This window comes from Candidatus Poribacteria bacterium (assembly GCA_009839745.1).
Lineage (GTDB): Bacteria > Poribacteria > WGA-4E > WGA-4E > WGA-3G > WGA-3G.
In genome coordinates this window covers 56,809-77,777 of sequence record VXPE01000079.1, presented here as the reverse complement: position 1 = coordinate 77,777, position 20,969 = coordinate 56,809, and the positions used below count along the sequence as shown (strand labels likewise).

The following is a 20,969-nucleotide window of genomic DNA, read 5'->3' as shown; positions in this document are numbered from 1 at the left end:
TTTTACACAAAGAATTCGCTTGCAATTTTTGCGAATTATGTTATGATTAAGGGGGAAGGAGAACAATAGATAGTGAAAAATACATTGAAGTTCCACAGGGATCATCGTTTCAAAATCGTGCAATTTACAGATATTCATTGGGAGAATGGTGAAGAACCTGATCAGCAATCAGCGGACCTGATGGTACGAATCGCGAAAGCTGAATCTCCGGATTTAATTGTACTGACAGGCGATATTTTATCGGGCGGTGGGTGCAACAATGCCGCTGATTCTCTCCGAGAAGTTGTTAAAATCGTAGAAGGATGCGGTGCACCGTGGGCGGCGGTTTTCGGAAATCACGACGATGAAGGGACCGCTGATCGCGACGAATTGATGGCAGTCCTGCAAGAAGGCACATTCTCTCTCGCGGCACCAGGACCCACAGAGATACCCGGTGTCGGAAATTATGTTTTACCCATCCAAGGTTCTGAGGAGAATGTATCCGCAGCCCTCCTCTATTTTATCGATTCCGGCAGCTACTCCCAAACACGTATTGATGGCTATGATTGGATTAAACGGGAACAAATTGCGTGGTACCTGCAAGAATCCGCAAAATTCACTGCTGGCGCGGGACATCCACTTCCGGCACTCGCCTTTTTTCACATTCCAATCCCTGAATATGATGAGGTATGGGACTTTCACACCTGCTACGGGGTGAAATATGAGAACGTTTGCGCGCCTCGACTGAATACTGGGTTCTTCGCTGCGATGCATGAAGCCGGCGATGTCATGGGAACGTTTGTTGGACACGAACATATTAACGATTTCTGGGGGAATTTGCACGGAATTCGCTTGTGCTATGGGCGCGCTTCTGGCTACAATACTTACGGCAGAGACGGATTTCCCCGTGGTGCACGCGTCATAACTTTACAGGAAGGCGAGCGTCAATTTGAAACGTGGCTTCATCTGGATGATGGGACGATCGTCCAAAAACAACCGGAACATACGCCACTTCAGCGAACTTTTACCGAAGATTAACGGACTGCACTGCAACTAATAATCGGGTTAACGAATTCAGGATGGATCTTATAGGAGGAAATTGTGAGGGCAAATTCTCAAATCTCTATTCGACACGAAGGAAAGATTGCAATATTTGACATTACCGGCTATCTCACCGATGCTTCGGAAGCTATGTTGAGTGAGGCTTACGCCAACACTGAAGTTCAGGACGCTGAAAAGGTTTTGCTCAATTTTGAACGCCGGAGTTTCATCACAAGTAGTGGCTTCGGTGAGATCATCAGACTGCTTTGGAAGATGCGAGAGAAAGGACAAATGCTACGCGTCGCCCATCCGTCTACACAGGTCCGAAATATCTTCAATACCATTGGACTGACACAGAGTATAGGGGTCTTTGAATCCGAAGCAGCCGCATTAGAGGACTTCTGATACCTTGTGCGTCGTTTGAGAACAGTGGATGCAGCACACAAATTATCCCTTCACGGGAAAAGTGTGTACATGTTCATATTTAACACGACACCTATCAAACTCCAGAGGCTCCCCGCGAGAAACTGACCGAAGACGAAACCCAAAAATAGCGGCAATGCCCTGCGATAGGCTCGGACCCCACCCCCTGTGAAAAGTAACTGCTTGAAGAGCCATCCCAGAAATATTGAGAACCACATCCAACCGATCGCCCAACCGTTACCGACTGCATAGCCTACGGGATACAGGGGCCACCATAAAAATTGACGTTTCAGAAACGTGAGCGCACCCGTGAACAGGAAACCAGACACGATATGCTGGATAGCCGGTAGATTCGGTGCCCGTGGCGCGACAATCCAACTTTGCAAGCGGTTAAACTCACCAACACCCCAATGTGCAAATCGGTATTCGTAATAGAGTGCCACATGTCCAACAATCGAAATGATTGTTCCCACAATTGATGCCACAATCAGCGCAACAACCAACCGATTCTCGCTCAAACGGAAATGCCTACCGATTTTGAACGCCTCTAACTGATGCGGCATCGGATGGCATCGGTAACCGTACGCAAGCCATGAGAGGAGGGTCGTATTGGTTAAATTTTGCGCGCCCAATGGTCGACTCCCAGCAAACAGCAACATAATCCTGTCGGGATGCACATTGTGCAGTTCATGGGTCGGGGGTCCGAGTTCGGCACGCATACGTGTCATCCCAAGGCATAACACCAAATAGATACTGAAATAGCCGAGCACAACCCACGGTGACAATCCAGCGAAATACCAGAACCCCAACACAAATGCCATACCGATTATCAATCCAAAAACAGCAAGACGGTATAAACCGTCTTTGGATCTAAAGGAAAACACGCCGCCGAGGACTCCCAGAATCTGTCGGCGACTTGTGATGAGTGCGAGGGTCCCAATGCCAAGCCATGCCCCGGCGCGTTGCTCTGTTTGTAAACCGATGGCGGTTGTCCATCCTGTTGCGCTGAAAAAGACCCGCTGCGCACCCCAAAATAGGTAGAAAAACCAAAACGACAACGACAATTCCAACGGCATGAGATACCCAAACCCAATCGCAAATGGATAGACATAGACCGGCAAACGTCCTACTGCGTTCCACGGACGTTCAGAAAAGTAGAGTTGATACTTGATTTTGAGGGAGGGTATCACAGGAAAAAGGTAGTTCAGACCTGCCAGAATCTCCAGACCAAATGCGATGCCGAAACCGAGCCAAAACAACTGATTGCGAAAAAGCGTAGACGTATTACCGAGCAATTCGACAGGTAGAGTCGTCAAAGGATAACTCAACTTCTCGTGGTCAATCCACTGTCTCCTGATGATAATATTAACACACAGCATCATAAACAGGATGACAATCACCAACCCACTCCACGCCACAATGGGCCACATCCACGCATTTAGATAGTGTTCCTGCCAAAACGTATCATCACCTTCAAAATACCCCTGTAGAATCCCGCGATCCGTAATCGTTAGCCATGTGGGCATGAATCGGAAGAAAAGATCTGACCATTCATTTTCTGGGGTTGCGAACCAGCCTGCATTGGCAATCATCGGCACTAACTGCCGAACGATGTCGTGTCCCGCGAGCGCAGTTGCCACGGATACCATCGTATACGTCAATGCCAGTTCACGGGCTGTAGGTGTGAAACCTCTGAAAACCTTTTTGAGGAGCGGGGTGATGAGGGCGAGAAGAAAAAAGGTGAAAAGCACCGTCGGAAAGATAGAAAAATCGGTCAGTTCCCACACCACCCGGTTTTCTGCGGAGATGATCCAATAACAGGTGAGGACGATAAGGATTGAACCGAAGACGAGTGTCCCGAAAAGAAAACGGAGCACTGACGGTTTCTGATTGATCTCAGTTGTAGGGGGTACTCTGTGCCGCATAGTCATAGTATATCATACTTTCTGATGTCAATACAGACGATACGTCCATGTTAAACGCCGTATGCTGGGATTTGCCATTTCCTTTGCTTCGTGTTATAATAAAGAACACTTTAACTTCACACACAAAGGAAAAGCTATGCTACCCCGCGGTTTGGACACTAATGCGCCACTTCCTAACATCAATAAGATACTCGTCATCCGCGTTGACGGGATCGGAGATTTGTTGAACTCGACCCCGGCGATCTCGTTGTTGCGAGAAAACTATCCGTCAGCGGAGATCACAGTATTAGCACGACCCTTTAATGCCCCTGTGCTCATCGGCAACCTCGATGTGGACAGAATTCTCCTCTTTGATCCAGACGGAAAAGATCAAGGGCTATTTGCAAAGTTCCAATTCTACCGAGAGTTACGCCGTGAGAAATATCAACTCGTTGTTGCCATGCAGACAGCAACGTGGTCCCATCTGGTTGCTTTTCTCTCTGGCGCACCATATCGTCTGGGGCGTTATCAGAAACGCTTCAAATCCATCCTCACACACGCGTGGCGCGGTAAATATCCAAAAGGCGAAACCCACGAAGTTGACAGAAATTTAGAACTCGTCCGATTAATCTGTAACGGAGAAGGCGAACGGAAACTCACATTCCGTTTGTTGCCTAATGAGATTGGCATCGCCAAAAAACGGATTGCCGCGTGGGATATCGGAGACGATGCATTTCTCATCGGTATCCATCCTGGTGGGAGTTCCTTAGATAAACGATGGCCCGAAAAGCAGTATGCCGAACTCGCAGACAGACTGGCATACCACTACAATGCTACGATACTCCTTTTACACGGTCCCGGAGAGGCGGCATTGACGCTCAATGTTCAGAAAGCGATGAAGTTCCCCGCTATTACACATGCCCCAGAAACTATTCGCAGGTTGGGGGCACTGCTATCGTGTTGCGATTTGGTCGTCTGCAACGATTCTGGCCCGATGCACCTCGCCGCCGCATTGGATGTACCAACGGTAGCAATCTTCGGTCCGACGGATCATGTGGCGTGGCATCCATTGAGTGAAAACGCCGCTATCGTGCGGCGGGATATGCCGTGCTGGCCCTGTAGCGCACATAAGTGTAAAATCGGATGGGAGTGCACGAAAAAACTGCCTGTTGAACCTGTTTGGGACACAGCCCTGCTGACTATAGAGAGAAAAAAAATATGAAAGTCGTTGTCGTCTGTTGGGGGACAACCGGAGATGTATATCCTGTTTTAGCGTTATCGGAGCGACTACTTGAACGCGGGCACCAAGTGCGTGTCTGCGCGCTCGCGCTTTATAAAGACAAGATACTTGAGATCGGGGCGGAATTCTATGAAATCGGAGTTGCGTTTGATTTGGAAGAGTTTCACGCGGCGATGGATGCCATTATCCCGAAGCGCAACCCGCTTGCCATGCTACAGTTCATTGTAGAGGAAGGGATTGTGCGCCGTGGGGGAAAGTGGTATCAAGATTGTTTGGCAGCGATGAAAGGATGGGATTTAGTCGTTTGTCATTCAGTGGATATTCCTGCCCAAGAGGCGGCGACCGCTAACGGAATTCCCTGGGTCACTGTGACGTATTGTCCTGCCACCATAAAATGTCTCGATTTTGCGCCTTATCCGTTTCCAAATTGGGGACGCGTATTCAATGCAATCGTCTGGAAAGTAGCGCAACTACATCTTAAGTCAAGTGTAGATGGTCTTTTTAATCAATTCATTATCTCCGTTGGTGGACAGCCGCGGACGTCCATGATGTTGGAGGGAATGTATTCCCCCGACCTGAATCTTATTGCCGCATCTCCAGTACTTTGTCCACCGGCTGATTTCCCATCGAACCACAGATTCACGGGTGTATGGCACCTTGCCTCTCCATCCTATACGCCGCCATCTGAGCTTATCGCTTTTTTGGAGGCGGGACCACCGCCGGTTATCATTACGTTCGGGTCTATGGGCGGATCCAATGGACGTGAGACAACAGAACTCCTCATCGACGCTGTCAGAAAGGCGAACCAACGCGCGATTATCCAATCAGGTTGGGGGCAACTCGGCACAAAAGAGACACCATCAGATATTTTCTGCACCGAATATGTGCCGCATCAATGGCTGTTTCCGAAGGGAAGTTGCGTTGTGCACCACGGTGGTGCTGGAACAACAGCATCCGTGTGTCGTGCTAAAGTCCCTTCTGTTGTTGTTGCGCATCATGCAGACCAACCGTATTGGGGAAAACGTCTGTCGGATTTGGGCGTTGCGCCGAGGCACCTACACCGTCGAAACCTGACTGCCAAACGTTTGGCAAAACGGATTCAGCAGGTCTTGGAAACGCCTGCGATGACTGCGCGTGCGCAGGTGTTAGGAGAACAGATAGAAGTGGAAGACGGGTTGACGACAGCCGTTGATCTGATTGAATCCTTTTAACTATTAACTCTGAGCTGCTGCGTCCGTTGTCCTCGCAGTCTTTCAATTGTTAATAATGTTAATAAACCTTTCGTAATCTAAAGTAGATTTCTAATTATTTTAGATCGGTATTGAAAACAGAGATACCACTCAGACGCACATAGTTAAAAAATGCTGAAGAAAATTCTCGTCTTTAGTTTCTCTTTTATCGGTGATGCGGTCCTGTCTACTTCCGTTATCCAACCACTGCGAAAACACTTCCCAGATGCTCACATTACCTTCCTTGTCGGACCGCGAGCGTTTGACCTGCTTGCGACGGATCCCAATATTGATGCAACGCTCATTTATGACAATCAAGGCGAACACGCCGGTTGGAAAGGGAGACTGCGTCTCATCAGAACCTTACGACTTGAGAAATTCGATCTCGTTGTCAACCTACGCGACAGTCTGATGGCGCGATGTATCGGCGCGGAACACTGGGGGATGGCACGCCGTGAAAGCAATCGCCATGCTGTCACTCGATATTTAGAAGTGCTTCAGAGACAAGGCGTTGACACAACCAATGCACATCCACTCGTAGCATTGACGGAAGTGGAGCGGACTGCTGCACATAATTTTCTTGCCGAGGGAGGTCTTAAATCAGAAGGGTTGCTAATCGGGATCCATCCCGGTGGGAACTGGGAATATAAGTTGTGGGACGGAAAGAACTATGCGGAGGTCGCGAGCATTTTAGCAAAGAAGCGCAATGCAACGATTTTACTCTTTGCGGGTCCGAATGAGCGAGCCCTCCAAGCACAGGTCGCGGAAAAGATGGATGTCCCCCCCATGCTCGTCCAAACGGACGATCTTCGACACCTCGCGGCACTCATCTCTGCGTGTGATGTGTATATTGGAAATGACACGGGACCGATGCATATCGCAGCCGCTGTCGGAACACCTGTCGTTGCGCTTTTCGGTTCAACGAGCCATATTCGGAGCGGTCCCTACGGCGCCCCACATACAGTTTTGCAGAGCGGGATAAATCTGGGTTGCAATCCTTGCCATCCGGGGCGGTATCCGGGGGGATGCGGTGCTGGTAGCTGTGAAGTGATTGCGGGGATTACAGTGGAACAGGTATTGGAAGCAGTGGAGAGTTATATTTCCTCAATCTCAATTCCTAATGCCCGTAAATTCTCCTTAAGTTCCTCGTAAGCATCTTGTGAGATTTCACCATCGGAGGCTTTTAGTTCAATTTGCATGTTTTGAAAGTTGGTTTGCAATTGGTTGAAATGCTGTGCCACGTTGCTTACCTTCCCTTGCGGTAATGTAAATCGGATGCCAATTGATTTCCGAGGCAGATTTGCTGCTGATGTCGATCCTGGATCAGGCGGCGGTGTCTCCGGACCACTTTGATTTCCTGCTGGTCTTAAGTCTGGTTGTGGTGGATGGGCAATCAGCCTCGTGCAAAGTGATGCCTGGATGAGAACCTCGTTATCGTTCAAGGTAATAGGTGGAGTTTCTTCCCTGAAAGCACGTGGAATGACTTCAGCGCCCAGTTTATCCCCGATCCCAAATGTGCCTTTTTGGATACCTTCACGGATTGCCATCTCCCAAGTACTGCGAAGCGATCGCGGCTCGTTAGTGGATTGCTGGTTGTATTGGAACGGCTGAGAGGTTGAGACCGCCTTGTTGTCCATTAGATAGTCCCGTAAAATGTCTTCTGACGTAATACTTTCCCGAATGAGGTTAGGTTGTATAATGACTTCGTCGTTGTCCAAAGTAACTTCTAATGGGAGTTCTTTAAAGTAGCGTGGAACGAGTTTGCCGCCTGCTTTCTCTCCAAGTGCAAAGAGTCCATCCTGAACCCCCTGACGGATGCCGTTTATCCATGCCTCGCGGAGCACACGCGTTTCACCCGGGGAACGAAGGCTGGAGTGGAACAACTGTGAGGTTGACACAGTATCATTATCCTTCAGATAGCGGATTGAGATATTTCGAGGTCCAATGCTTGTTAAAATTTCAGACTTCACACGGAGCATCTCATAGACTGTTTCATCAAACGGGGTACTCATACCAGCGGCGGGCAACCCAAGATCTTCCTCACGAAATCCCTCTTTTGTTGGTATCAGAACAATGCGGTAATCCTGACGCACTGCATTCTCTAACGCACTATCAGACTGTTTTAATGCAGTATCAATCTCTTTTTTCTGAGTAGTTGATAAATTTAGGGAATTATCTTTCTTAATTTCCTCGTGAGCGATCACTGATTTAACTTCTGTCTTTAATTGGTTCGCTTCCCCGGCGGATGGAATAATGAAAAATAGGGTGTTGCGATAGATACGCGGTGTTTCACCGCGATTCTCTACGAGGTTTTGGCAAAACGCGTCATCTCGTTTGGATAACACAATGAGTTTTAAGTCGTCGGTATCGCGAATATCCGTTCCATCTTTTGGCGCAATGTAGGTTTTAAGATACCCACTCGATTTGAAACTCTTCCGAAGTTGTGTACTGTTGCGTCCCGCCACAACTTTATCGTCAATATTGTCCATTCGGGTCTGCACAATTCGTCTTAAGTTGGGTTGGGTGTCAAAATAGGAAGTCCCGTTCTCAGTGCGGAGGTAAAAGAGGTGTTCAGTGAGCAGGTGTTTTACTGTATCTACGATAGCCGAGGGATGTTCCAGAACGGCTGCACTCCGTTTGATCTCATCCAATTTTGCTCCCCGTTCCATGCCGCCTGTAAAAGAATAGAGAAAGATAGCAGTCGCGGTGCGCGTGCCTAATGCCAAATGTTGATAAGTGCCTCCCAATTTTGTGTCAACGGCTTTCGCACCGGCAGTGCGTCCTGTGATATCACTGGCGATGATCCCTCGGTAGGGGGCATCAATGTGCTCTAAGAGTTCATCACGGATGTCGCTGTCAGTGAGGTCAAAATCTGCGAGCGTGATGTAGGGTCGGTTTTTACCGCTTACGCGATGGACAACGCGTGAGAGAAACCTAAGCACTCCCCGGGTTCGCTGGAAGTTCGGGAAACTCCCCCACCTCTGATAGAGGACATCAATAACTTCGGGCTGGAACGGATAACTTTCCACGAATTGTTTGCGATATTCGGATTCTTGAATGCCGGGCGGAAGAATACTCTCCTGTCTGGCGTATTTTGCGAATTCCCGAGCCATCCGCTTGACTTCATTGAGGTTAACCTCTCCGAAAAGCCGTTTCCGAATGATACTGGCGATTTCGGCATCTTCAACCGGGGTGACCACGCGTCTCATGCGTGTGAGGAGATCAGTGAAGAGTGAATACTTATCTTCAATCGGTGCGACTTCACTCTCTTGTAGAGTCACAATAAAAGCGATATTATTGTTAGATGCAACTGCTTCTGTTAAGGACAGCATAAATGCCAGAGTCTGTTCTGCTAATGTGCTTTTCTGAATTGGTACCCCCGCGGCACGTTCAAGATAGTTCAGCACTTCGTCCATCAAGATGAGTACCGGTTGTTTCGTATCAGTGAACATCTCGGAGAGACTCTCTGTGCCCGGGGCGACTTGCTTTTTAAAACGTTGGAGACCGCCCGTGAGTTGCTGCTCAATAGATCCCCAAAAGGTATCTCCCTGTCCGGGGTCCATGTCTGATCCGACAATCACTACAGGGAGAGCGTTCCACTCTTTTGCCTTATGGTAGAGCGAAATGAGCGTGTGCGTTTTTCCGCCGCCGAAGGGGGTCTGGAGTTGGACGATTGGATCTTGGTTTTGCCGATTGCGTCCTTTCAAACGACCTTCTACACCATTTAGGAGAGACATCAATCCATTTGTCTCGTGTGTCCTCTCAAAAAACCGCTGGGCGTTTCTGTACTCAAGGGGGCCCTCATTTTTGACGACTCGTCCAAGTCTTGCAGCATAAGTGTCTGCCGTAAACCTGCCTTTCAATATATCGTTGTGCGGTTTCGCGATGGTTTCAAAGGGAGGTAATCTCATGAGTACTCCTTTTCCATTCTTCCATAGCATGGTTTCCTGTTAGGCTGTGCCTATCTCCGATTCTATTCTATATTGGATTTCACTTGCATCAATCTGCGATTAAAAACAATGTTCCCTCTTCAGGCGTTTCTAAAAGATTTTGTACTTCGCGCTGAATAGTATCCCGGTCTGCCAGCCATGCTTCAAGCCATTGGCGTTCTTGGCTATCTGTTGGGAGTGCTGCACTGATTTGCTGTGCGACATTCCATATCAGTTCGTTTATACCGATACGATCTTTTGAAAGCCGTTGGACCATCTCAGCCCGGTTCCCCGAACGCCATAACAGCAACACATGGTGCAGAACATCAATCAGCTCCTCACGCTTAGAGAGGTCAGTCTGTTCCCGTTCTTGCGGACCTAACACGCGCACGTTTGTTTTCTCCTGCTGGATAAAGCTGTCTTCCCCCCACTCTTCTATGAGTTCAATACCGAGGGAGAGCGCGAGTTCGCGCGCATCGTTAAAAATTACCGATTTTTCTCCGTGTTCCCGCCGCCAGCGGAGGTAGAATCGTGTGAGCCGTGTACCAGCTATGCCCGCTTGTTCACCATCGAAATGCTCCAATATTTCCCTGATGTCCCCTATTATCCTATCTGCGCGAATGAGGTTGTCATCGTCATCAATGACTGTTTCGTATTTCCCAAATACCTCAATACCAATACCAATTGCCGCAATAAACAGATCGGCACCAGAGAAACCCCATTCCCATAAGGTAAAGAGTTTCTGTTCAAGATAGATATCTAACTCTTTTTTTACATCCTGATAGATCCCGAACGCTTCCCGCTCTCTTTTGCGCGCTACCATGTAGATAGAGGAGGCAAGGGCTGCGGAGTCCAATGATCGCTGACGAGATTTCATCTCTGTATCAATTGGCCACGCTCCTGTCACCACAAGTCCTGAGTCCAATAGGGCGTTAATCAGAGTTTCCCAACCTTCGGTGGATTTATGGGCATAAACGATGACAGCGATGCCGTTGGGTCTTAGCACGCGATGCATCTCTTTGAAGGCTTTGGAGAGTTCTGTTTCAAAAAACACTTTTCCGCCCTGTTTTCCACCGGCATGGTGACTATACGCCACGATTTCTTCATCTTTGAGAGTTAAATCCGTTTCAAAGAGTTTCGGATAGAGAGTTCCAATACTCCGTCTTAGCCATACGTAAAAAAAATCGGAGAGATAGGCGTAGGGGATGTTGTCGTAATAGGGTGGATCCGTTAGCACAGCATCGAAGGTATTCTCAGGATATGGTAGATCCGTTACCGAGGAGCATTGTATAGTAACAGGTTCGTCGTTCATCTGACACAAGTGAGTCATAGGCTTTAACAAACTCTTTAACCGATTAACCGCTACATCTACAGAATTTGCTTCTCCGTAGTCCCAGACCATTGGCACGGTTTGCATACCAAACATTTCTACAACTGATTCAGTCGTATTTCCCCATCGACAAAGGTTTGCTGATCGCATCGCTATGGAACTAAGCCAGAGCCCAAGATAAGTAGAGACTGCTTGGGCGTAGTCGGGACTGTAGTTTTCTTGGGAAAGCATCTGTGGGTATGCTTCTCTAATTTTCTCGGTAAAGGTGATGAGGGAGAGTTGTTGGCGCTCATTGAAGAGTTCACCCCAAGTATTTAGATTGTAATTACTAATTCTGAAGCCCAATACTTTATTGCTCGGGGTCTCCTCATTTGGTATGGGGCTAACTCCCCATTTAACAGCAAGTTCCTTCTCTTTTTCAGAAAGTTTGTTCTTCGCGGCACTGAACACCTCCTTATCCGCCTCCGTTGCAAGACGATACTGTTTATTTTTATTCTGTTGGTGTTTGGTAACAACAACAAGCAACCTTTCGTCTGCTTCTCCGTCTCGGAAGAGACTGGGTGTCTCCGTATCAGATATTGTATTTTTACAGAGTGGACAAGTAACCTTAGCATCAGTGACTGTACCACTTTGGGGATTAAAATCTTCCGGCATTGATTTGTAACCGTTCCCAACTATATTAAAAGCAATCTGTCCCTTTTCTTCATAAGGAAGGAGGGTAATCTTTTTCTTCCTCTGTATTTTTGTCTTTTTTGCCAACCAAAACTGGCTAATAAGTGGAATTTCGGCACTGCAGGTTAGGTTTTGACACGGAAGGGTACGGGCCCAGATGTAGGCGTAAATCTCGGAGCCGTCGGAGTCTTTCGGATAGAACGGGTGTAACTCCTCGGTCACCTCGGCGAGGATATGTTCGCCCCATTTCTTAACATCATCATAGAGACGTTGCCCATATTTTTGTGGATATTCAAGCGTACATTTCTGAATTAGAATAGCAACAGGGTTGATGTCACAAGAATGAGTTTCACAGCCAAGCCGTTGTGCTTCTAAGGGAATAGAACCGCGTCCACCAAAAGGATCCAGCACTTTAGGAGCCTTACTATTGTGAGATTCCAGAATATCTTCTTTTGCTTGCTGAATCCAGAGAGGTTTGAGGGCATTCTCCCACTTGGCGAGTTCGGCGATGAAATCGTGTTTAGGTGGAGTTAGCGTTCCATCAACGCCTGAATTACTTATCTTTTGTAAAGCAGGGGGGGGATAAATCGCTGTCTACAAGCGCAGCGTAAGCCGTAGCGCGCGAGGGCCCGAGGGGACGGCGTGCCCACCATTTGTGGATTCCAGAGATTTGGTTTTTGCCGCGACCTTGTTTACTGACCTCCTCGACGGGGAAGGCGACTTCAATGATACGTTTGTTTTTACTCATCTATAAATCCATTCATTCACAAAATTGCGGATATGATACCAGATAGCGACTTAATTGTCAAATTTATTGTTTAACAAGGAATTTTTAGGAAAAGGAGCTTAAGTTTATGGGATTAGAGCAGCAGCAAATTTAAATAGATCGTAAAGGAAATTCCCGAAAATCGCTATTATTAAACCCCCCAAGATGTATCTATGTTTGCCTGCATTATCTGCTGAACTTTTGTACTCAACAATGGGAAAAATCCATCTGGCATAGTCAAACAGTATTTTGAGTAAGTGTAACATCAAGAAGAACAGACAAACATAGGCTCCATTTTGAACGAATACAGAAAATTCACCAAATATGCTGTTTATCGGTCCTGATAATTTGTATGCCATCCAAAAAGCGAACGGGAGTCCTATGAGAAGAAGAAACAAATCATAAATGCTATGTCTATGAAAAAAACCGCGACGTGTTCTATTTTTCTCAATAAAATTTGCGATTTCACCATATACACCACTAACCCACGTGGAATCTAATCCAGAAACATTTATGTTGCTGGCGTTTGGTGTAGCTCTGGAGGATAATAGTGATAAATTGAAAAGTTCGGGTTTTGTGAAATCTAATAACAGTTCAAATCGATTTCTGGGGAACCAATTGTACAAATTTCTTAAATCTGATTCACTATTGATGTAAAGTGTTTTAACCTGATCAGGAAAACGAGGAGAGTTAAATACATCTGAGATCGTTCCATAAATCCTTTCATCATCTATTCCTTGTACAGTCACCTTTAGTTCAAAACCAGACTTCAGTGCTGTAATATCTGCACTAAATTGTTCTGGTGTTCGATTGAGTGGACTGTAATGTTTTATTTCCTCATCTGATGCTTTAAATGACCACTCTTGCAATACTTCACAAAGATTTTTCAAATCATCCTTAGAAAAAACACAAGCGGCAATCGGCTGAGACAACTCTCTCGTCAATATCGCTTGGTTCTGTTGTTCCATCTTAATTCCTTATGTATTATCGTGAAAAGGTTGTCTAACCTACCATGGTGAATGGTTTTTGCTGAGGATTTTCCAGATTTTTATAGTAGTTAGCGTTCAAGTTTGAGTTGGTGTCGATCATACTCAACAAGTCTAATTACACCGGGTTCATTGTCGTACACGACACCGATGGAGGCAATTGTCTCTCCGGTTCCTGAGGGATTCTCAAATTCAGCAATATCACGAATTTGCCCAGGAATTCCATCTACGATGATCCTATCGCCCACTTTCCAATTCCTCACGCGATGGAAGGGAATATAACTTACTGCATGAGCCATTGTTTAGGTCTCCTTTTTCAGAATTAGATCTATCAGGTGAATCTTCATCAAGTGATTAAGACAGATAATTTTTATTGGGTCCCGCCGGCACCAATTATCTCCAAATAAATTCCAACAATCATCAATGCTAAAAAAACGAAAAAAAAGATTCCAGGGATAAAGGTCTCAACAACAGACAGTTTCCAATAACTCTTGAAATCTTTTCCTTCACTAGGTAGTGTTTACATTGTGGCTCCGGATCCAGTCATGGCAAGGCTTCCATAGTTCTGCAATATCCATTTGATCTATAGACGTAAATTCTGATAGGCACTGACTTCCGGACGATTTTGATGATGGAATGTAAACACAACGTAAGCAATTCCCATTCGCGTTTAAAAAATGGATAAGCCAGTTTTTCTTCCAATTCGTGCAACGCTTTAAATTTACCAGAATTGAGTTGGCGATAAGAGCGAATGACAATATACCACGCTGCCGCTAAAAGCATACCAAATAGTCCGAAACCTATCATAAGCCATCCGAGTGGTACTCCGTTTTCATGCTGTAGGAAAGCGGAAAAAAGCACTGCTAACCCAGGCAAAACCAGTATATAAAAACGGTTCGCGGTTGCACGACGATTGCTAACATTGTCTGCGAGTTGCGTGTGGAGTTTGTAGATTTCTAACAATTCCTGCTTTTCATCCATGTTTATGCCAACTCCCGAATACCGGAAACAATGCTTTCTGTGTTCCAGCCAACGATTTTATCTGCCGCATTTTTTACTTTAACAGAGGTTTTTTCACTGCCCCACGATTCAATGGCAAGAATGGGTTTAGGATACAAAAATTCGGTTTGTGCCATTTGGATTTCTTTGTCGATCCATTTGCTATAACTTGCGTAAACGCCTGCTAATATCAATACGACACTACAAGGACTTACTTTTTTCTTTATCGCTGCATAAAGGGCTTTGTCGGTACCACTTGTATGTAGAGGATCATCTTTGGGAACAGAATAATCACGGTAGGGAAAGTATGACCTTTTCGTTAACAAATTAATCAATTTTTCGTACGCGTCGCTATAGGTCCAAGAATGACTAATAAAAAGGTTATAGGTTTTCACAATACTGATCTCCAATAGCAGTTTCCATGTTATTCATGTAATTAATGTTAGGTTAACGCCAGTTTGAAAAAAGTCCGAGAAACCAAGACAGAGGTACATTTAAGAAAAAAGACGCTATTTTTACGGAGTTAACCCCCTAAATCCCCCTTATCAGGGGGACTTTAAGAGGGAATGCGTCTGCCTCTCAGTATTTATCAAACTCATGTTAGATTATTATAACATGTTAAATTTAAAGCATCAACTCGATTTTTTCAAAGAGGGTATGTGAAGTTTTTGTCCAAACTCAAGTGTTGGGTTTCACTGGTTTTGCTGTCTATTGAGTGTATTTGAGCGTTCTCGTATTTTCTGTGGGACAGCGTTGATCTTGGGGATCTGTTCAACCCAACCTACGGGAGTTACAGGAAACTAAACTGGTTCGCGACGTTTTGTTATCTCCGAAAGCGGCACCTGATACCTTACCTCTGTAATCTGTCGAACGGCACTTATCTGGCTTGCAGGGTTTTGGATAATATAAGATTCAGGATGTGTTGCAGCGTTGAGGACAACATAGAGAAAATAGTCATTTTTGAGTTGTTTTGCTCTGAACCATTCGTTAGAGGTGAGAACCACGGGGGCACGGTCGGACCGAGCTTTAACCTCAATGCATCGAATTTTACCATCTTGTGTTTTTGATCGCAGATCGAAACCGAGACTCTCTGCTGAGACATCCTCTACAACACAGCCTTGTGCTTCTTCATGGTGGATGGCATGCTGCATGCCAATTTGTTCAATTTCCAACCTATTGTGTATTGGTGTTTCTGTCTCATCGCCCTCCATAGCAGGGCGGATACGAATGGCTCCAGTAAAGACAGGTGGCTTTCTAACAAGTGTAACTTCTCGCTGACAGGATTGCTCTAACTTCTTCATTTCATCCTCATAGCGATCCTTTTGTTCTGTCTTGTTTTGGACCAGCCGTTTGACATCTTCTCCATTGTCGCTTTTAATGGCGAGGTCCAGTAACTCACTATCCAGATTCAAGATGAGCCTCTCTAATGAGGTGATGCCGTATTTCCTTTTGATGTCTACTTGTCTTTTCCGTTCTTCAGTAAGTTCCTTCTTATATTCATCTAAACGCAGGCGTACTTGCCCGCTTATCTTATCTTCAAGTTCCTGTATCTGTATCGGTTCTAATGTTGGGGACGCTTCTTGGAAATCCCAGAGTACTGTCGGATTAATCTGTTCCATGGACTCCGAATCTTGAGGCAGGTAGAAAGCAAAAAGTTGTTTCCCTGCAGTTGTATCTGTTCCATCTCGGATTTCACCTTCATAGAAAGCGATAATGCCGTTGAATCTGCCATCTGGATCTGAGAAACAGGCACCTGTTTTTAAATCCTCGGTGTATTCCTTTTCTACATAGTGGAGAACCGCCTCAAAGAGCGAGTGACCGAAAGAGATGAATTCAACCGTTGAATCCGTGGCTGTATGGGCTTTATCAAATGTTACTTTCGGATAGTTTTTGCGTGTTAACGATGGGTACATCTGCTTGAATTGGGTATCCTGACTAATTCTTGTTATTTGAATTGGGATGCGATCAATTCTGAAAAACTCATCTTTGCGCGAGCGAAGTGTGCTATTGAGGGTTTCAAAGGTTTTCCGAAAGAACTCGCGTGTATACTCCGGGATAAGCCCATGCTCACGCAGTCGTTGCTGGAGTTCGCTCACCTGAGGCAGATTGATATAAGGTGAGACAAGTGTATCTTCGTTGAAATTTTTAAAAAAATCTAACTGCTCCGAACCAAGGGCGGTGTCAATTTCCTGAAGAAGTTGAGTATGGTCACGTGTGTTTGCTGCGGCTCCAAGCATAAGTTGTGCCAGATTTCGTTGGGGAAAAAGTTCTCCAATAACATCATAGACGCGATCAGTTCCGAGTTCGCTCCGAATGGTATCAAGTTTGTCAAAGAGACGGGTGAAGACAGCCCCTTCCCGCGTATCGGAAGCTACAAGGTTGATAACGTGAACCTCTTTTTTTTGACCATAGCGATGAATCCGTCCCATCCGCTGTTCAAGACGATTCGGATTCCACGGTAGGTCGTAATTAATCATCAAATGGCAGAATTGGAGGTTTATACCTTCACCTGCGGCTTCCGTTGCAATAAGGATCTGTGTTTCATTCTCGAAGGTGTGTTGGACCTCCACCCGTTTTTCATGCGGCATCTTTCCATGAATAGTCGATACGAAAAATCCCCATTCTTTTACTTTCTGCTCCAAGTAATCTAACGTATCAAAGTATTCAGTAAAGATAAGAATCTTTTGATTTGGATATCGTGCGTTTAATTCATCAAGTGCTTTGTTGAGTTCTTGTAATTTAATTTCACTTTCACTTTCAATAATACGTTCTGCTTTCCGCTCAAGGTGTTTAAGGGTCTCAATTTCATTTTTTAACTCATCTCTATTTTCGGCAACAGAGAGGACCTCCCACTGTTCTTCGCGCTCCCAACGTTCGGTTTCACCGAGATCTTCTACTTCATCACGCTGCTGCTCAGTGGGAATAGTGTCCGTGTGGAGTGTGGCATTCTGCAGCAATTCTTTAAGACGTTGTTGTCGGCGTTTGAGGGAAACGGACAGAGCGTAGGTGCTGGATGCAAGTCGCCGCTGCAAGATGACAAGTGCGAATGCGATATTGTGTCGCTTCTGTGAATTTTCGGAAAACCTGTTATATTGCTCACGAATGTACTCGGAAAGCTCGTTATAGAGCTCCATTTCACTTTCGGATTCCGCACCGAGACGAAATGGCTTTGTCTGAACGTGGCGTGGTAGGAATAGTTTTTTCCCATCAAAATCTTTGAGGTCTTCCTTCACACGTCGGATGAAAAGTGGATTGTCGTTTTTCTTAATCGATTCCTGGATTTGGATCGGGTCTGCAAAAAAACCGGGTTCAAGGAGGTCAAGGAAGAGTCGGAAGTTCTCAGAGTCTCCTCTATGCGGTGTTGCTGTAAGAAAAAGAAGATGTGTCGTGCAGTTAGAGAGGCATTCACCTAACTGATACCTTTTGGTTTTTTCAACTTTATCTCCATATTGGTAGGCCGCCATTTTATGTGCTTCATCAACAATAACCAGGTCGAAATGGGTATTAGCGATTGCTCCGCGGATTTCATCCTGTCGGGCAAAATCTATAGAGGTGATTAGTTGTTGTTCTCGACTCCAGACGTTTTCGTATGGATGGGTGTTGACGAGGGCACGTGTGACATGTATGAAATTCTCCTCAAATCGTATGTTCATCTCCTCGGTCCATTGTGTGATTAGGTGTCCAGGGGCAACAATCAGTATACGTTTGACCTGGTTTCGGAGTTTGAGTTCCTTCGCTATGAGGCCTGCCATAATTGTTTTACCAGCCCCGGGATCATCAGCAATGAGGAAACGGATACGCGTCTGCTTAAGAACCTGCCACACGGCTTCAATTTGATGCGGCAGTGGATCTACTTTGGAGATACTAATAGCGAAGGTAGGATTGTAAAGGGCTGCATATCGGTACCGTTTCGCTTCAAGACTGAGAAAAGCATGGCGCGCATTGCCGGTAAAATTCACTTCTGACCGAGCAATCTGTAATTCACCCGCCTCTATTGCCGTGATCTCCTCGTTGATAGGTGCTTGCGAATTTGCAAGGGTGCCGACAATATGGAAACCGCCATCAGGAAGTGGATGGTAAGCCAAAACTTGAACAGGCTCGGACCATAGAGGACCTTCAACTATTGTGCCGTAAGTGATATTAGATGTCATGTCTTTTTCCATTGCAGACGCAGGCTGTTTAGCACAACAGATACACTGCTAAACGCCATCGCGAACGCTGCAAGCATCGGGTGTAACTCCCGAAACATCATCGGCACAAAAGAGAGTGGATACAGTGCACCCGCTGCAACAGGAATGAGAAGCACATTGTAGAAGAACGCCCAGAACAGGTTCTGTTTAATGGTGCGCATCGTCACACGGCTGAGCCGAATCGCATCGGGGAGTCCACGCAAATCGCTGTGCATGAGCGTCACGTCTGCTGTCTCCCTGGCAATATCGGTGCCGGTGCCGAGGGAGATACCGATATCGGCTTGTGCCAATGCGGGGGTATCGTTGATACCGTCACCTACCATCGCGACGAGTCCACCATTTTCCGCCTGTAACTGCTTAACGGCGGCTGCTTTATCTTCGGGTTTGAGTTCTGCCATGACATCGCCAATCCGCGCCGCCTTGGCGATCACATCAGCCGTAACGCGGTTGTCCCCAGTCATCATTACCACAGTACATCCAAGTTCGTAGAGTTCCGAGACTGCAGCGTGCGCTTCCGATTTCAAGGTGTCCGCCACCGCCAGAAGTCCAGCAACCTGCTCATCAATGGCGACCCATAGGACGGTTTTCGCCTCGGTCTGCAGACGCGCTGCGTCTTCTTCAAATCTCCTTGTCGAAATGCTGTGCTGTTGAATTAAGGATAAATTGCCGATGATGACGCTGTTTTCACCGACCCGTGCGGTGATACCGTGCCCAGTGACGGCTTCAAACTGGCTCGGTGTAGTGATATCCAGTCCACGTTCCTTAGCTGCTTGGACAACTGCCCTTCCGATGGGATGTTCGCTGCCACGCTCCGCGGCGGCACATAGTTGTAGGAGTTCTGATGCGTCTGTATCCGTGAGAATATCGGTAAGCCTGAGTTTCCCTTCTGTCAAGGTGCCTGTTTTGTCGAGGACAATTGTGGTTAAGTCTCCCGCGCGTTCGAGTGCTTCGCCGTTTCGGAAGAGGATGCCGCGCTGTGCGCCGATACCCGTCCCCATCATAACGGCGGTTGGGGTGGCGAGTCCCAACGCACATGGGCAGGCTGTGACAAGGATCGCAACTAAACGGAGCATTGCTGGGGTGAAGCCTTCTCCGAGGAGGAACCACCACACAAGAAACGTCACAATGGCGACCCCAGAGACAATAGGCACAAACACGTTTGTGACCGCATCGGCGGCGCGTTGGATGGGTGGTTTACTCTGTTGGGTTGTTTGGACCAATTGGACAAGACGCGCAAGTGCCGTTTCTGCGCCGATATGCGTGGCTTCCATTGTAAGCATTCCGCTCTGATTCATCGTTGCTGCGGTCACAGGGTCGCCGGGTCCCTTATCCACGGGCAGGCTTTCTCCGGTGAAGACGCTTTCATCAATGGCACTTTTGCCGCTCCGCACCACACCATCAACAGGAATACTTTCGCCGGGACGTACGAGAAGGACATCGCCTATGCCGACCTGTTCAATAGGGATGTGTTGTTCTTCGCCGTTTTTTAGGCGACACGCGATTTGGGGGGACAGTTGAGGGAGCTTTTTGAGGGCTGCGTTTATCTTACCTTTGGCGCGGGCTTCGATCAGTTTCCCTAACTTAATCAACGTAATGATAACCGCGGCTGTCTCAAAATAGACGTGGGTTCCAAAGCGTGTCCCTGCGTCCATCCCCAATGCAATCGTTACAACGAGGCTATAGAGGAACGCTACGGATGAACCCATAGCGACGAGGACATCCATATTGGCGGATCCGTGGCGCAAGGCTTTAAAACCACCGATGTAATAGTCCCAAGCAACGTAACCCTGCACCGGTAATGCTAAGCCAAACATGAACCAGTTAACCCAGCCTGCTGATGCCCACGCACCTAACAGATTCATATCTCTACCCATACTGAGGAGAAAGAGTGGAAGCGTGAAGATGATCCCGACAGTGAATTGCCTCTTTTGCCGTTGGAATTCCGCAGCGCGGGCAGTGTCTTCTTCACCTTCATCGACAACGTCAAAACCGAGATCTCGGATCTTATCGACGATGGTTTCCTCGCTGAGCGTGGACGCATCAAAGGTAACCGCCGCATATTCAGTGGCGAGGCTAACTTCTGCGGCAAGGACACCATCCATCTTTTTCAGATGTCGTGTGATGGTGCTTGTACAGTTTTCGCAGTGCATCCCAGTGATGGGTAGATTAATCTGATGTTCCATTTTTTTCAATTAGCTGCTGCTTAATCGAACTGGCGTTTCTTTATCAATTTTAGCACATCGCGGGCAAGAGATGCAAGGAAGGGATATAATAAGCAAAA

The 20,969-nt window shown here is 46.8% G+C and carries 13 protein-coding genes and 1 pseudogene; 5 read left to right on the top strand and 9 right to left on the bottom strand.

Annotated elements, in window-relative coordinates:
* Positions 1-72 precede the first annotated feature (72 nt).
* Both F4X88_13205 and F4X88_13200 read left to right on the top strand, forming a co-directional pair.
* Positions 73-1,017, top strand: a complete 945-nt coding sequence (locus F4X88_13205; GenBank protein MYA57249.1) for a metallophosphoesterase family protein — start codon at positions 73-75, stop codon at positions 1,015-1,017.
* Between the two features lie 60 nt (positions 1,018-1,077).
* A complete protein-coding gene (locus F4X88_13200; protein ID MYA57248.1) occupies positions 1,078-1,425 on the top strand; it encodes an STAS domain-containing protein in 348 nt (115 codons plus the stop codon).
* Positions 1,426-1,475: 50 nt separating this feature from the next.
* Here the strand turns inward: F4X88_13200 and F4X88_13195 are convergent, their stop codons facing one another.
* Positions 1,476-3,368, bottom strand: a complete 1,893-nt coding sequence (locus tag F4X88_13195; protein MYA57247.1) for a hypothetical protein — start codon at positions 3,366-3,368, stop codon at positions 1,476-1,478.
* Positions 3,369-3,429: 61 nt separating this feature from the next.
* Here F4X88_13195 and F4X88_13190 point away from each other — a divergent pair, with 61 nt between their 5' ends.
* The 3 genes from F4X88_13190 to F4X88_13180 all read left to right on the top strand — a co-directional run bounded on the left by F4X88_13190 (position 3,430) and on the right by F4X88_13180 (position 6,968).
* Entirely contained in the window at positions 3,430-4,569 is a 1,140-nt protein-coding gene (locus F4X88_13190; GenBank protein ID MYA57246.1) for a glycosyltransferase family 9 protein, read from the top strand.
* Complete coding sequence (locus F4X88_13185) at positions 4,566-5,798, top strand: glycosyltransferase family 1 protein (protein ID MYA57245.1); 1,233 nt, start codon at positions 4,566-4,568, stop codon at positions 5,796-5,798. Before F4X88_13190 ends, F4X88_13185 begins: the two co-directional genes overlap by 4 nt.
* Before the next feature lie 150 nt (positions 5,799-5,948).
* A complete protein-coding gene (locus F4X88_13180) occupies positions 5,949-6,968 on the top strand; it encodes a glycosyltransferase family 9 protein (protein ID MYA57244.1) in 1,020 nt (339 codons plus the stop codon).
* Here F4X88_13180 and F4X88_13175 read toward each other — a convergent pair.
* The 8 genes and pseudogenes from F4X88_13175 to F4X88_13140 form a co-directional block, all read right to left on the bottom strand.
* Complete coding sequence (locus tag F4X88_13175; protein ID MYA57243.1) at positions 6,911-9,757, bottom strand: DUF499 domain-containing protein; 2,847 nt, start codon at positions 9,755-9,757, stop codon at positions 6,911-6,913. The genes F4X88_13180 and F4X88_13175 overlap by 58 nt on opposite strands.
* 58 nt (positions 9,758-9,815) lie before the next feature.
* Positions 9,816-12,495, bottom strand: a pseudogene (locus F4X88_13170) (DUF1156 domain-containing protein).
* A gap of 104 nt (positions 12,496-12,599) precedes the next feature.
* Positions 12,600-13,481 carry a hypothetical protein gene (locus tag F4X88_13165; protein ID MYA57242.1) on the bottom strand — a complete coding sequence of 294 codons (882 nt, stop codon included), beginning with the start codon at positions 13,479-13,481 and terminating at the stop codon, positions 12,600-12,602.
* An 89-nt stretch (positions 13,482-13,570) separates the two neighbouring features.
* Positions 13,571-13,798, bottom strand: a complete 228-nt coding sequence (locus F4X88_13160) for a hypothetical protein (GenBank protein ID MYA57241.1) — start codon at positions 13,796-13,798, stop codon at positions 13,571-13,573.
* Between the two features lie 244 nt (positions 13,799-14,042).
* Complete coding sequence (locus F4X88_13155) at positions 14,043-14,480, bottom strand: hypothetical protein (GenBank protein MYA57240.1); 438 nt, start codon at positions 14,478-14,480, stop codon at positions 14,043-14,045.
* A 2-nt stretch (positions 14,481-14,482) separates the two neighbouring features.
* Positions 14,483-14,896 carry a molecular chaperone Tir gene (locus F4X88_13150; GenBank protein MYA57239.1) on the bottom strand — a complete coding sequence of 138 codons (414 nt, stop codon included), beginning with the start codon at positions 14,894-14,896 and terminating at the stop codon, positions 14,483-14,485.
* A 402-nt stretch (positions 14,897-15,298) separates the two neighbouring features.
* Positions 15,299-18,649, bottom strand: coding sequence for a DUF3883 domain-containing protein (locus tag F4X88_13145; protein MYA57238.1), 3,351 nt, complete (start codon positions 18,647-18,649; stop codon positions 15,299-15,301).
* Positions 18,646-20,871 (bottom strand): copper-translocating P-type ATPase, encoded by a 2,226-nt coding sequence (locus F4X88_13140; protein ID MYA57237.1) that lies wholly within the window; start codon positions 20,869-20,871, stop codon positions 18,646-18,648. The genes F4X88_13145 and F4X88_13140 overlap by 4 nt, the downstream gene beginning before the upstream one ends.
* Positions 20,872-20,969 lie beyond the last annotated feature (98 nt).

Bases quoted from the DNA above. Each gene is read 5' to 3' on its own strand.
- F4X88_13195 (MYA57247.1), bottom strand. From the start codon at position 3,368: ATGCGGCACAGAGTACCCCCTACAACTGAGATCAATCAGAAACCGTCA.
- F4X88_13190 (MYA57246.1), top strand. From the start codon at position 3,430: ATGCTGGGATTTGCCATTTCCTTTGCTTCGTGTTATAATAAAGAACAC.
- F4X88_13185 (MYA57245.1), top strand. From the start codon at position 4,566: ATGAAAGTCGTTGTCGTCTGTTGGGGGACAACCGGAGATGTATATCCT.
- F4X88_13180 (MYA57244.1), top strand. From the start codon at position 5,949: ATGCTGAAGAAAATTCTCGTCTTTAGTTTCTCTTTTATCGGTGATGCG.
- F4X88_13175 (MYA57243.1), bottom strand. From the start codon at position 9,757: ATGCTATGGAAGAATGGAAAAGGAGTACTCATGAGATTACCTCCCTTT.
- F4X88_13165 (MYA57242.1), bottom strand. From the start codon at position 13,481: ATGGAACAACAGAACCAAGCGATATTGACGAGAGAGTTGTCTCAGCCG.
- F4X88_13160 (MYA57241.1), bottom strand. From the start codon at position 13,798: ATGGCTCATGCAGTAAGTTATATTCCCTTCCATCGCGTGAGGAATTGG.
- F4X88_13155 (MYA57240.1), bottom strand. From the start codon at position 14,480: ATGGATGAAAAGCAGGAATTGTTAGAAATCTACAAACTCCACACGCAA.
- F4X88_13145 (MYA57238.1), bottom strand. From the start codon at position 18,649: ATGACATCTAATATCACTTACGGCACAATAGTTGAAGGTCCTCTATGG.
- F4X88_13140 (MYA57237.1), bottom strand. From the start codon at position 20,871: ATGGAACATCAGATTAATCTACCCATCACTGGGATGCACTGCGAAAAC.